Below are 12809 nucleotides of genomic sequence, written 5' to 3'. Positions count from 1 at the left end.
GGTTCGCTTTGTTTGGCGTTACGCTCACGATTACGAACCTTGGCACTCTCTTTCAAGTAATTTCCGTTTGCGATCCAGCCCCCAGCGGTAACCGCCCAGGGAGCCGTCACTGCGCAACACACGATGGCAGGGAATCAGCACGGCGATGCGATTGCGACCGCAAGCCGAGGCCACAGCTCGAACGGCTTTGGGCTCACCCAGTCGCCTTGCCAGTTCCGTATAACTCACGACCTCGCCCTCGCGAACGCTCAAAAGAAGCTTCCAGACCCGTGTCTGGAAAGCAGTGCCACGGATATCCAGAGGAACCTCCGGGCGAGGCGTGTTCTGGCTGAGGTGGTCGTCCAGGGCGACAATCCAGGCATCCAGTTCTGGTGACATCTTTGCCTCAGAGGGGGAGAGTCGTGCCTTCGGGAATTCCTGTTTTAGCTGCTCTCGCAGGGCCACCTCGTCGTCCCCGAATTCGGCAAAACATACACCTTGATCAGTGGCGGCCATCATCAACAAACCAAGTGAGGATTGCCGGCAGGCATAGGTAATGGTTTCACCCTCTCCCCCCTTGCCGTAACGGGACGGCGGCATGCCGACCTGTCGGTCAGCCTTGCCATAGACGCGGCTGATCGAACCAAAACCGGCATCGTAGATTGCCTCAGTCACCGTTTGACCACGCTTCAGGCCCTGCTTGTAGAGGTTCAGGCGCAGCGCGTCCTGATAGGCCTTTGGCGAGACACCGAAGGCTTCCTTGAACACCCGCTGTACCCGCGATGGCGACAACCCAGCGACAGCGCCGAGGTCGGCAAGGCTCAACGATTCATCTGGCCGGCTCTCGATGTATCTGGCCAGAGCAACCATTCGATCGGCAACAGGGGTGGATGATTCCGCCTCGCTATCTCTCTCGTCACGCATCGGGATTCGGGAACTTGCCATGCTTTGACTCCTTCATGTGCACACAACCCAGCATCCCTATGATGCGCGTTTGCCTCGCCCCCTTCCATCCGATTCTTGCGGGCGCTAAATTGACGGTCAATCAACAACAAAACCAGACGTTTTCGAGGAGTCAGCATTATGTCCGAGCAATTGGCAATTCCATCCAAGAAGGATGAAGTAAGTGAGGAGGAGTGGCAGCTTCGCATTGACCTGGCCGCCGCCTATCGCCTGATTGCTCTCTACGGCTGGGACGACCTCATCTTCACCCACCTCTCCGCGCGGATTCCCGGTGAGGAGCATCATTTCCTGATCAACCCCTACGGCATGATGTTCGAGGAAATTACGGCTTCCAGCCTGGTGCGCATCGACCAGGACGGCAACAAGATCAATCCGGAAGATTTCGACATCAATCCGGCCGGGTTCACCATTCACAGCGCTATCCATGCGGTTCGCGAGGATGCCGCCTGCGTCATGCATACCCACACCACCGCCGGCGTGGCAGTTTCGGCGCAAAAGGAGGGCCTGCTGCCCCTGTCCCAACAAAGCCTGTTCCCATTATCCGGGCTGGCGTACCACGATTACGAAGGTGTGGCGCTGCGGGAAGACGAGAAAGCGCGCCTGCAGGCAGATCTGGGCCAGGCCCGGTTCATGATCCTGCGCAACCACGGACTGCTGACCACAGGCCCCAGCATTGCCGACGCCTTCCTGAATATGTACATCCTGCAGCGCGCCTGTGAGGTGCAGATCCAGGCCATGTCTGGTGGGCAGCCACTGGTGCGTATTCCGGACACCATCCTGAGCTCGATTCGTGAGCAGGCAAAGAAGGTCACCAGGGGCATGGGCGGCAACCTTGCCTGGCCCGGACTTCTCCGGAAGCTTGACCGCATCGATCCTGGCTTCCGGAGCTGACACCCTCCCGGACAGCTATCAGAACATTTTCAGGTAACGATCCACCTCCCAGGAAGATACGTGGTTCTGATAGCTCTCCCACTCGGCTTTCTTGAAGTCCACGAAGCTTTCGAACATGGCGTCACCGAAGACTTCTTTGGCCAGCGGATCGGCCTCGAATGCCTCCACCGCCTCGCCCAGGTTCCGGGGCAGATACTCGATGCCCTGCTCGGCGATTTCAGCATCGCTGTAGTTATACATGTTCTCGTGGTGGGGAGCGCCAGCGTCCAGGCCCTCACGAATGCCTTCGAGGCCCGCGGCCAGGATCAAGGCGCTACCGAGGTAGGGGTTGCACGCTATGTCGGCGGCCCGGCACTCGATGCGCCCGCCCATGCCGGGAATCCGGATCATGTTGGTGCGGTTATTTGAGCCATAACACATGAACACCGGCGCCCAGGTGGAACCGGACATGCTGCCCTGGCGCACAAGCCGCTTGTAACTGTTGACCGTAGGCGCGATCACAGCGCTGATGGCTGCGCCGTGTTTCAGTACACCCGCAGTAAAGTGATAGGCGATCTTGCTGATGCCGCAGTTGTGCAGATCGTCGCCCTCAGGCTCGAACAGGTTCTCGCCGGTTTTCAGATCCGCCAGCGACATATTGTAGTGGGCGCCACTGCCGGTGCGGTCGGCAAAGGGCTTGGGCATGAAGCTGGCGAAAGCGCCATGTTTGCGGGCAATCTCGTTGGCCATCATCCGGAAGAACACCAGGCGGTCGGACATGGTCAGGGCGTCGGCGTATTTGAAGTCGGTCTCGAACTGGCCGTTGGCATCTTCGTGATCAAACGAGTACACATCCCAGCCCAGTTCGTTCATGGCGTCTACCAGCTCATCCATGATCGGCAGGTTGTCCATGAGGGTGCGGGGGTCGTAACAGGGTTTGCCCAGGTTGTCGCGATCGCTCAGCGGCGCAAAGCCCCCATCCTCGGTATCCCGGAACAGGAAGAACTCCGTCTCGATGCCGAGGTTGAAGCGATACCCCATATCAGCTGCAGCACTCAGCTGGCGCCGGAGAATATTCCGGGAACAGGCCTCGAAAGGTTGGCCGTTCAGGAACAGGTTGCCCGGGAACCAGGCCAGCTGGCGATTCCAGGGGCAGATCGCCAGCCCATCGGGATCCGGCATGGAGGCCACCTCGTCGTCAGAGATATCCTGGGGCACGCCATCCAGGGCCGCGCCGGTGTAGAGCTCCGAGCCTTCCATCATTTGCCCCAGATGGGCCAAAGGCACGAACTTGCCTTTGGTCACACCATGGATATCCACATAGCTGGCAATGGCGTATTTCACGCCCGCCTCGCTGAGTTTCTCTTTCAGGGCCTGGGTATTGGTCAATTCCGTCATCCTGCTTTCTCTCCGGCCCGGCATGCGGGCAATCAGTTGGGGTTCTGGCACATTTCTTTCTTGGTTTTTGCCATTCAACATACATGCCAGCGTGTATATATAAGAGCGAAAGCGAGAAACTTCAGGCCACCAGCCAGCCTGAAAGCGAGGACAAAATGACGTCGAAGCAATGGCTTATAGAGGATTTTGAGGCGGGAGACCTGCCCCTGACCTCCGGCGAAACGCTTTACTCAGCAAGATTGCGGTACCACCGGATCGGCGAGCTGAACGCACCAAAAGACAACCTGATTCTACTGCCGACGTACTACGGTGGTGCAGCGGCGGGTAATTACCCGTGGGTCGGGAATAACAGCCCACTGGATCCGGAGCGTTACTGCATCGTCACTCCCTCCCTGTTAGGCGCCGGTGAATCATCCTCTCCCTCCAATACCTCCGGAGAACAGGGCGGCCCGTGCTTTCCCGCGGTGTCCTTATACGACAACGTGATGCTGCAAAAGCGGTTGGTGGAGGAGGCCTTTGACGACGCCGGCATTGCATTGGTGATGGGCTGGTCCATGGGCGGGATGCAGGCGCTGCAATGGGGCTGCCTGTTCCCTGGTCAGGTCCGCGCGGTGCTGGCCACCTGTTGCACCGCAAGGTGCTATCCCCATAACCGGGTATTTCTGGAGGGTGTAAAAGCGGCCCTGACCTGCGACCAAACCTATGAGGGTGGCCGCTACCGCACACCACCTGAGCGCGGACTACGAGCCTTCGGCCGGGTATACGCCGGCTGGGCCTATTCCCAGACGTTCTTCCGACAAGAGCTCTGGCGCAACCAGGGGTTCAACTCGATTGAAGAGCTGCTGGATTTCTGGGAAAAGGATCATCTGGGCCAGGACGCCAATGATCTGCTCTCCGTTCTGGACACCTGGCAAAAGGGCGATATCAGCGACAACCCCATATTTGGCAGGGATTACGAAGCGGCCCTTTCTGCCATCGTCATGCACACCCGGATGATGCCCAGCACGACCGATCTCTACTTTACCGAAGACGACGCCCGCGAGGATGGCAGCCGGATGCCCGGCGCAACCGTGGAGCCGTTGAAGTCGGACTGGGGCCACATCGCAGGTGGCGCCGGCCGGGAGTCCGCCAGCCATGATCGCGTCCTCGCGGCTGCCCGTTCCCTACTTTCGGGAGAGGCATCATGATTGAACACCCGAACCTGCAATGCACCAACCCGGTGCACATTTTTGCCGAGGCCTTTGCAGGAATGACCCGTTTCCGCCCTCTTCAGGAATATGGCATGCCATCTGCACTGTATCGGACTAACGGTTTTCAAAACCCCGATCCGTTTACAGCACTGTTCACAACACCGCAGACCAAGCGGCGAACACGACGGAAACAATGGGTGACTAGGGTTCCGGTCCGGGCAGTCAAGATTCCCGGATGGCTGGTCCGAGAGTTACCGACCTCTGGGGAGGTTACACGGCGGGACAAAAGCCCGGGAGACTGAATCGCAAGGGACGCTGTTACCCGCGATGAACTTGCCGTGTTGTGTAACCAGAGGAGACGATTCATGCGAATGATCAACCATCACCCCGGGCGAGTGTCCGCCACGCTGCTGGGTTTGCTTCCCTTCCTGTTGATCATGCTCATCTACAGCCTCGCCTCCCAGGAGCGGCTGGCAGAAAACCCCAATGACAAACTCCTTCCCGGCCTTGAGCAGATGACCGCCGCCGTGGAACGCATGGCGTTCCAGGAAGACCGCCGTAGCGGTGATTACCTGATGGTACAGGACACCACTGCCAGCCTGGCACGCCTCGGGATGGGCGTCGGCATCGCCGCCTTGCTGGCGTTGGTGGTCGGCATTCTCAATGGCGTATTGCCACTGGTCAGGGCCAACCTGGCGCCACTGGTTTCGGCACTGTCCATGGTGCCGCCGCTGGCGATATTACCCATCCTTTTTATTGTGTTCGGGCTGGGTGAGCTTTCCAAAGTCATGCTGATCGTAATCGGCACCGCGCCGATCATGATGCGCGATGTGGCCCAGCGGGTTCGCGAACTACCCGGCGAACAACTGATCAAGATCCAGACGCTGGGCGCCAACTCCTGGCAGGTTATTACCCGAATGGCGATGCCGCAGGTGTTACCGCGACTGATCGATGCTGTACGCCTGAGCCTGGGCCCGGCCTGGCTGTTTCTGATTGCTGCCGAGGCGATTGCCTCCACCGAAGGCCTGGGTTACCGGATTTTCCTGGTTCGGCGCTACCTGGCCATGGACGTAATCCTGCCCTATGTCATCTGGATCACCATTCTCGCCATCGTCATCGACCAGTGTCTGCGCCTTGCCAATCGCAGACTGTTCCCCTGGTACAACGCAGGAGGCCACTGATGAGCTTTATCACCGTCAACAAACTCTGGAAAGAATACGGCGACCAGGTGGTTCTGGAAAACCTCAGCCTGAGCGTGAAACAGGGGGAGTTCTGCACCCTGGTGGGCGCCTCCGGTTGCGGCAAATCCACCTTTCTGAAAATGCTGCTGGGCCAGGAAACCCAGACCCGTGGCGAACTGCTGCTGGAGGGCGAAGCCTTTCCCGGGGAACCCGACCGCAACCGGGGCATCGTGTTCCAGCGCTACTCGGTATTCCCGCACCTGACCGTGCGCCAGAACGTGCTGATGGGCCTGGAACTGGAACAGAAACCCTGGCTGGGCAAACTGTTCGGAAGCGCCCGCAAGGAGGCGCTTGAAAAGGTGGATGCGATGCTGGAGTCCGTGGGCCTGAGCCCCTCTGCCCACAAGTGGCCACATGAACTCTCCGGCGGCATGCAACAGCGCCTGGCCATCGCCCAGTCCCTGATCATGCGGCCACGGGTACTCCTGCTGGACGAACCTTTTGGTGCGCTGGATCCCGGTATCAGGGGCGACATGCACGACCTGTTGCTGAAGCTGTGGCAGGAAACCGGCACCACCATTTTCATGGTTACCCACGATCTCAAGGAAGGTTTTTACCTGGGTACCCGGCTGCTGGTGTTCGACAAGGTGCGGAACGACCCGCACGACCCACAGGCCTTTGGCGCGACCATCACCTACGATCTGCCGATCGGCCAGACCGACCGGCGCCTGTTCGAAGACATTAACCAGTCGGTCAGTGAGACAGCCCGGAATCAGGCGGCCTGATGTCATTGACTGCGCAATAAAAAAGGTCGCCCGAAGGCGACCTTTTTACTTCTGTCCGGATCAGTTGCTGGCAACCCGATCCTTCGGCAGTTTGAAGGTCCAGACCATACCGCCCTGGTTGAAGTCCTTCACCACCTTGGCGACTTCGCCACCCCAGAGCGGAACCGCGCCGCCCCAGCCGGAGGCCACAGAGACGTATTGCTCGCCGTCCATGGTCCAGGTGACAGGCGTGCCTACCACACCGGAACCGGTGTTGAAGCGGTAAAGCTCTTCGCCCGTCTTGGCGTCGAATGCCTTCAGATGGCCCTCAGGAGTACCGGTGAATACCAGACCACCGGCCGTGGTCATCACGCCACCCCACAGTGGAGCGGTGTTCTCGTAGCGCCAGACTTCCTCACCGGTTTTCGGGTCCATGGCCCGAAGTACACCAATGTATTCATCGTTGGCCGGCTTGATGGTAAAGCCTGCACCGAGGAACGCAGCGCCTTTCTTGTAGGATACCGGCTCATTCCAGATATCCATAGACCACTCATTGGAGGGCACGTAGAACAGGCCGGTCTGCTGACTGAAGGCCATGGGCATCCAGTTCTTTCCGCCCAGGAACGCGGGCTGCGCTACAACGGTTTCACCTTTTTTGCCGTCCATATCAGCCGGGTTACCCGGACGACCGCCTTCGGTGTATATGGGACGACCGGTCTCGGGATCCAGGCCTTTCGCCCAGGTGATCTTGTCCACGAACGGGAAGCCGCGAATAAAGTCGCCGTTCTCACGGTTCAGAACATAGAAGAAGCCGTTACGGTCCGCCGTGGCCGCCGCTTTGACGGTTTTGCCGTTTTCTTCGTAGTCGAAGGAGATCAGCTCGTTGACACCGTCATAATCCCAACCATCGTTCGGCGTGGTCTGGAAGTGCCACTTGATGCTGCCATCGTCCGGATCAATCGCCAGGCGGCTTGAGGAGAACAGGTTGTCACCCGGGCGCAGGTGTGAGTTCCAGGGAGCCGGGTTACCGGTACCGAAGAACAGGGAATCCGTGTCCGGATCGTAGGTGCCACCCAGCCAGGTTGCCGCGCCACCGTTCTTCCACATTTCGCCGGGCCAAGTTACGCCGGCTTTGCCACCGGAAATACCGTTTTCGATCTTCTTGCCGTCCTTGTAGACGTAGCCCATGTGACCTTCAACGGTAGGACGGGTCCAGACCAGATCGCCGGTATTGGCGTCGTAGGCTTCAACCTTGCCGACAATCCCGAATTCACCACCGGAAACGCCGGTAATCACCTTGCCCTTGACGACCAGGGGCGCCGCGGTGATCGCGTAGCCGGCCTGGTAGTCAGCCACCTTCTTGATCCACATCGGCTTGCCGGTGTCCTTGTTCAGGGCCACCAGTTTCGCGTCCAGGGTTCCGAAAATGATTTTGTCGCCGTAGATGGCGGCACCACGGTTAACAACGTCGCAGCAAGGCATGATGCCGTCCGGCAGACGGGCATCGTACTGCCAGATCTCTTCGCCGGTTTTGGCATCGATGGCGTAGATGCGGGAGTAGGAAGCGGTCACGTACATGACGCCGTCCTTAACCAGCGGCTGGGATTCCTGGCCGCGCATTTTTTCGCTGCCGAAGGAGAAAGCCCAGGCCGGTTGCAGATACTGAACGTTGTTGGTGTTCAGATCTTCCAGGATGCTGTAGCGCTGTCCCTGGGTACCCATGCCGTAGCTGACAATGTCCTCAGGGGTCTTGTGATCGTTGATGATGTCTTCGTCGGTTACCGCATGGGCCCCGTAGGATACTGCCATGGCCAGGGCGCTGGCCGCGATGCGAATCCCGAACTTGTTGGTTCTCATGGTTGCGCTCTCCAAGTCTCTTGTTTTCAGTTCTCTTGAGTTCGTTTCAGGCCGAACCGGGAACTTTTCCCGCCTCTGATACGATTCTTGGCTTTGTGGAAAAAACCAACAATTGCTCGCCCGAACAGGTTTTCTAATCACTTGGTAGTACGACTACCCCGGAACTTGAGGCCGGCGCACACCGATCGAACCATCAGAGCTCCCCTTCCGCCCTTGCTATAGCCTGTTCATCCAGAAACGCCCGATAGTAGCCCGGCACGCTGTACCTGAGATTCTGCTCAACCATGAGCTCATTCATTTCACCGGTTTTCACCAACCTGTCGACGATGGCTTCCAGGGCGTAGCCCAGCTGGCGATGGGTGTGTTTGATCGCCATGCCCACATCCCATACCTGTTTGCCAATACCAGGGAAGCCGTTACCGGCCGACTTGAAGCCGTCGTTCTCGGGTTTGGCCAGTTCATGGTCAATTTCCGAGCGCATACCCATGACGGCACTCACCTCGCCCCTACGCATGGCCTCGAACGCTTCGGCGACTTTGTGGAAATGGCGCACGTTCTCTCGCATGCGACCGCCAAACGCGGAAGTCAGGTAAAAATCGGGAAGGGTGTCGATCTCGACGCCGATGGGGTTGTATTGAAAGACCGCCACGGTTTCGACGCTCTCGAGCTTTTCGGGGTTGTAGGCGATCTGCCAGGTTTCCTGCTGATAAGGTCCGAACAGCACCACCTGTTCGTTGATGTACTCACCGGTGGAATCCTGCATATAGGCGTAGGTCTTATCGTAGGGCACCCGCAGCATCACATCGGCGAGTCGTTGCTTGGCCAGGTAATGCCCTTTCCAGACGTTGTTGCGCAGGTCGTCTCCGAGGTTTTCATCCGGGGTGATCCAGTGGACTTTGAACTCCACGCCCATTTCCTCGGCAATCCGGCGACCGAGTTCGACGTCGATGCCCCTGGGCTCACCATCCACCTCGTAAGAGTACGGAGGGAAATTCTCGTAGACGCCGACTTTCAGATAGCCGGAGTCCAGAATGATGTCGTAGGTGCGTTCGGCAGGTCGATTCAGGAGTTCGTTGCCGTCGTTAACTTCCTGAGCCAGGACCACCTGGGCAAACAGCAAAAGGGCAAGCATTCGAGTCAGTGTTTTCATTGTTATCTCCCAACGACGAAGGGCCGGCACAAGGCCGACCCGAATTCAGGCATACGTTTTGGTAGACGCCGCAACGGTTATTCCGGCTTAGGCAGCGATTCCACATACGTGCGGATTGCCCACATGGCATTCTGATCCATGCTTTTCTTCCAGGACGGCATGCCACGGTCGGTGCCATTCATCACCCGACCGATGTAGTACTCGTCGTCCCACTCGGTCAGCTCCCGGAGATCCGGTGTCAGACCGCCAGACATCGCCCGGATGCCATGACAGGCTGCACAGTTACCGGCATAAGCGCTTTCGCCGATTTTGGCCGCCTGGGCGTTGAATTCGCCGAACTCATTACCTTCACGGAAGGGGTTTTCGATGCGCACTTCGTCGCCCAGCTCCGGCAGATTGCCCGTATCCACTTCCTGTGGTGTGACATTGCCGTGCGCAATCGCGAAACCGGCCACGCCAGCCATGGCGGTTGCCATGATCGCTTTGAGTGAAAAGGACATTCCCATTGGTCTTACCTCTGTTATTGGATTCCCCGTGGTTGGCTATTGGATTTGTCTGATGCCAACTTGCTGATCCCCAGTCTAGGAATCCAGGAACCCAATCCGAATGCCACTTTGGGGGTTTTGGCTTAGTTCCTTGGTAGTAGACGGTCGGAGCGAAGGCCAAAGCACGAGGCATCCGGAAAAAACCCGGAAACTGACCACTTTTCATGATGAAGGCTGCGTTTCGGGAACTTTTCCCGGCTTTTAAGGCTATTTTCCCGCAACCCCGATGGCTTTTTCCGTCGCCACCAGCACGAGTACGCGCCAATACTCGGAGCGTCGATGCCATGAGCAAGACGATGGTTACAACAAAAACCAAGGGGAAAGATTATGAACATCAAAACACGCAAACACCCGCTGCTTCGCGGGATTGGAATGGCCCTGGCCCTGAGCTCAGCGGCCGGCCTCGCCAGCCAGGTTCACGCCAAAGACGTGACCTGGGACGACATTGCCAATGACGCGCAGACGCCGGAAAACGTCCTGGGCTATGGCATTGGTCCGAAGGCACAGCGTTACAGCCCCATGACCACCATCAACCGGGATAACGTCGAGCGCCTGGTTCCGGCCTGGTCGTTTTCGTTTGGCGATGAGAAACAACGGGGCCAGGAATCCCAGGCCCTGGTTCATGATGGTGTGGTCTATATTACCGGCTCTTACTCGCGTCTCTTCGCGCTGGACGCGAAAACCGGTGAACGCCTCTGGGAATACACCCACCGCCTGCCTGAAGGCATCCGCCCCTGTTGCGACGTGGTGAATCGCGGAGCGGCGATTTTTGGCGACAAGGTGTTCTTCGGAACCCTCGATGCCGGCATCGTTGCCCTGAACAAAGACACCGGCAAAGTGGTCTGGCGTGAGAAGTTTGCCGATCATGAAGCCGGCTACACCATGACCGGCGCCCCCACCCTGGTAAAAGATCAAAAAACCGGGAAGGTCCTGCTGATTCACGGCTCCTCGGGGGATGAGTTCGGCGTTGTTGGCAAATTGTTTGCCAGGGACCCGGATACCGGCAAGGAAGTCTGGATGCGACCATTCGTTGAAGGCCACTACGGCCGCCTCAATGGCGAAAAGAGCACGCCGACCGGCGACCCTCGTGCGCCCAGCTGGCCAGATGATCCCAACACCGAAACCGGCAAGGTGGAGGCCTGGAGCCATGGCGGCGGCGCCCCCTGGCAAAGCGCCAGCTTTGACGCGGAAACCAACACCATCATCATTGGTGCCGGCAACCCAGCGCCCTGGAATACCTGGAAACGCACATCCCCCGGCGGTGACCCTGCCGACTACGACAATTTGTACACCTCCGGCCAGGTGGGTGTAGACCCCACTACCGGCGAAGTGAAGTGGTTCTACCAGCACACGCCAAACGATGCCTGGGACTTTTCCGGCAACAACGAGCTGGTGCTGTTTGAGTACGACGAGAACGGCGAAACAGTCAAAGCTACGGCCCATGCCGACCGCAACGGCTTCTTCTACGTGGTCGACCGTGAGAACGGTGAATTCAAGAAAGGTTTTCCGTTTGTGGACAACATTACCTGGGCTGAACGCATTGGAGAGGATGGTCGTCCTGTAGAGCGGAAGGGGCAACGCCCGCCACCGGTTGCTGAAGGCGAAACCCGCGGCGAATCCATCGAGGTGTCTCCTCCATTCCTGGGTGGTAAGAACTGGAATCCCATGGCGTACAGCCAGGATACCGGGCTGTTCTATGTACCCGCCAACCACTGGAAAGAGGATTACTGGACCGAGGAAGTCACCTACAAGAAAGGCGCCGCCTACCTGGGCCAGGGTTTCCGGATCAAGCGCATGTATGACGACCATGTGGGCATCCTTCGCGCCATGAATCCGCTCACCGGTGAGATCGAGTGGGAGCACAAGGAGCGGCTGCCGCTCTGGGCCGGCGTCCTGACCACCAAGGGTGGCCTGGTGTTCACCGGGACCGGCGACGGTTTCCTGAAAGCCTTCGATGCGGAAACCGGGGAGGAGCTCTGGAAGTTCCAGACCGGCTCCGGAATCATCTCCTCGCCGATTACCTGGGAGATGGACGGTGAGCAGTACATCGGGGTTGCTTCCGGCTACGGCGGCGCGGTTCCTCTGTGGGGTGGCGACATGGCCGAGCTGACCAAGCCCATTTCTCAGGGCGGGTCTTTCTGGGTCTTCAAGATGCCCTCCTGGGCACAGGCCTCCCGCTAATTTTCCTCCGGTTCGGGCCTGGCGTCTCGCCAGGCCCCTTTTTAAGATCGATTCGGGAGTGAACCCATGAGACCCATCATAACAGCCTCACTGATACTCGCGTTTACACCAGCGCTGGCCGGCGATTACATGGCCGACCTTGATCAGGCGCCGGTCATCAACGGCTGCAAACTGGAAAGGGAGACCCGTTGCCCCGGCGCTGACCTTAAGGGCGTGGACCTGTCGAACATGGATCTGCGCTCCGCCAACTTCCGCGGTGCCAACCTGTCGGGCGCCAACCTGAGCCACACCAGCCTGCGAGGTGCCAACCTCGACGGGGCAAACCTCGACAACGTCACCGGATACCGCCTGCAGGTCTACCGGGCCAGCATGCGGGGCGCGTCACTGAGGAATGCCCGGTTACAGGGGATGCAGGGCGAATACCTGTTTGCCCAGGGTGCGGACTTCAGCGGCGCAGATCTGACCGGAGCAAACTTCGACTTCTCCCGCTTTTCAGGTGCCACGCTGGTCAACGCCACCATGCCGTTCAGCAGTTTCGAGATTTCCTGGATGCCGAAGGCGAATCTGGAGGGGGCCAACCTCAGGGGGGCAAACCTTCAGGAAGCCAAGCTGGGGCTGGCGAACCTGGCGGACGCGGACCTGACCGGAAGCCGGATCCACTACGCCACCTTCGAGGGCACCTACATGGAGGGCTGTACCGCCTGCCCCTTTGATTGGTGATCCGGGGCGGG

At 58.8% G+C, this 12809-nt stretch carries 11 protein-coding genes and 1 riboswitch; of the genes, 6 read left to right on the top strand and 5 right to left on the bottom strand.

The window, feature by feature from the left end; translation table 11 throughout:
- Positions 1 to 30 precede the first annotated feature (30 nt).
- Positions 31 to 924 carry a bifunctional transcriptional activator/DNA repair enzyme AdaA gene (locus tag WA411_RS05090; RefSeq protein WP_291904303.1) on the bottom strand — a complete coding sequence of 298 codons (894 nt, stop codon included), beginning with the start codon at positions 922 to 924 and terminating at the stop codon, positions 31 to 33.
- Between the two features lie 138 nt (positions 925 to 1062).
- Between WA411_RS05090 and WA411_RS05085 the strand changes: the two genes are divergently transcribed.
- The gene (locus WA411_RS05085; protein WP_291904304.1) at positions 1063 to 1833 is read left to right on the top strand and encodes a class II aldolase/adducin family protein; all 771 of its coding nucleotides are present in this window, start codon (positions 1063 to 1065) and stop codon (positions 1831 to 1833) included.
- Positions 1834 to 1851: 18 nt separating this feature from the next.
- Here WA411_RS05085 and glnT read toward each other — a convergent pair whose 3' ends face one another.
- Positions 1852 to 3210: a type III glutamate--ammonia ligase gene (gene glnT, locus WA411_RS05080; RefSeq protein ID WP_291904305.1), complete on the bottom strand. Its 1359-nt coding sequence runs from the start codon at positions 3208 to 3210 to the stop codon at positions 1852 to 1854.
- A gap of 155 nt (positions 3211 to 3365) precedes the next feature.
- Here glnT and WA411_RS05075 point away from each other — a divergent pair, with 155 nt between their 5' ends.
- The 3 genes from WA411_RS05075 to WA411_RS05065 all read left to right on the top strand — a co-directional run bounded on the left by WA411_RS05075 (position 3366) and on the right by WA411_RS05065 (position 6366).
- A complete protein-coding gene (locus tag WA411_RS05075; RefSeq protein ID WP_291904306.1) occupies positions 3366 to 4397 on the top strand; it encodes an alpha/beta fold hydrolase in 1032 nt (343 codons plus the stop codon).
- 193 nt (positions 4398 to 4590) lie between these two features.
- A riboswitch (guanidine-I (ykkC/yxkD leader) is annotated at positions 4591 to 4699 on the top strand.
- A gap of 66 nt (positions 4700 to 4765) precedes the next feature.
- A complete protein-coding gene (locus WA411_RS05070) occupies positions 4766 to 5581 on the top strand; it encodes an ABC transporter permease (RefSeq protein ID WP_291904307.1) in 816 nt (271 codons plus the stop codon).
- Positions 5581 to 6366, top strand: coding sequence for an ABC transporter ATP-binding protein (locus WA411_RS05065; RefSeq protein ID WP_291904308.1), 786 nt, complete (start codon positions 5581 to 5583; stop codon positions 6364 to 6366). The genes WA411_RS05070 and WA411_RS05065 overlap by 1 nt, the downstream gene beginning before the upstream one ends.
- Before the next feature lie 60 nt (positions 6367 to 6426).
- On the opposite strand, the gene WA411_RS05060 is transcribed toward WA411_RS05065, so the two are convergent.
- The 3 genes from WA411_RS05060 to pedF all read right to left on the bottom strand — a co-directional run bounded on the left by WA411_RS05060 (position 6427) and on the right by pedF (position 9858).
- The gene (locus WA411_RS05060; RefSeq protein WP_069181972.1) at positions 6427 to 8202 is read right to left on the bottom strand and encodes a PQQ-dependent methanol/ethanol family dehydrogenase; all 1776 of its coding nucleotides are present in this window, start codon (positions 8200 to 8202) and stop codon (positions 6427 to 6429) included.
- Between the two features lie 193 nt (positions 8203 to 8395).
- Complete coding sequence (locus WA411_RS05055) at positions 8396 to 9352, bottom strand: transporter substrate-binding domain-containing protein (protein ID WP_069181973.1); 957 nt, start codon at positions 9350 to 9352, stop codon at positions 8396 to 8398.
- 77 nt (positions 9353 to 9429) lie between these two features.
- Complete coding sequence (gene pedF / locus WA411_RS05050; protein WP_273083508.1) at positions 9430 to 9858, bottom strand: cytochrome c-550 PedF; 429 nt, start codon at positions 9856 to 9858, stop codon at positions 9430 to 9432.
- 366 nt (positions 9859 to 10224) lie between these two features.
- On the opposite strand from pedF, the gene WA411_RS05045 reads away from it, so the two are divergent.
- Both WA411_RS05045 and WA411_RS05040 read left to right on the top strand, forming a co-directional pair.
- Positions 10225 to 12078 (top strand): methanol/ethanol family PQQ-dependent dehydrogenase, encoded by a 1854-nt coding sequence (locus tag WA411_RS05045; RefSeq protein WP_083231721.1) that lies wholly within the window; start codon positions 10225 to 10227, stop codon positions 12076 to 12078.
- A 66-nt stretch (positions 12079 to 12144) separates the two neighbouring features.
- The gene (locus WA411_RS05040) at positions 12145 to 12798 is read left to right on the top strand and encodes a pentapeptide repeat-containing protein (RefSeq protein WP_069181975.1); all 654 of its coding nucleotides are present in this window, start codon (positions 12145 to 12147) and stop codon (positions 12796 to 12798) included.
- Positions 12799 to 12809: the final 11 nt, after the last annotated feature.

It is taken from the genome of Marinobacter sp. CH_CUG1437-1 (genome assembly GCF_037029655.1).
Classification (GTDB): domain Bacteria; phylum Pseudomonadota; class Gammaproteobacteria; order Pseudomonadales; family Oleiphilaceae; genus Marinobacter; species Marinobacter salsuginis.
Note: the sequence above shows the minus strand (reverse complement) of the source record. Positions and strands in the feature narration are given on the sequence as shown.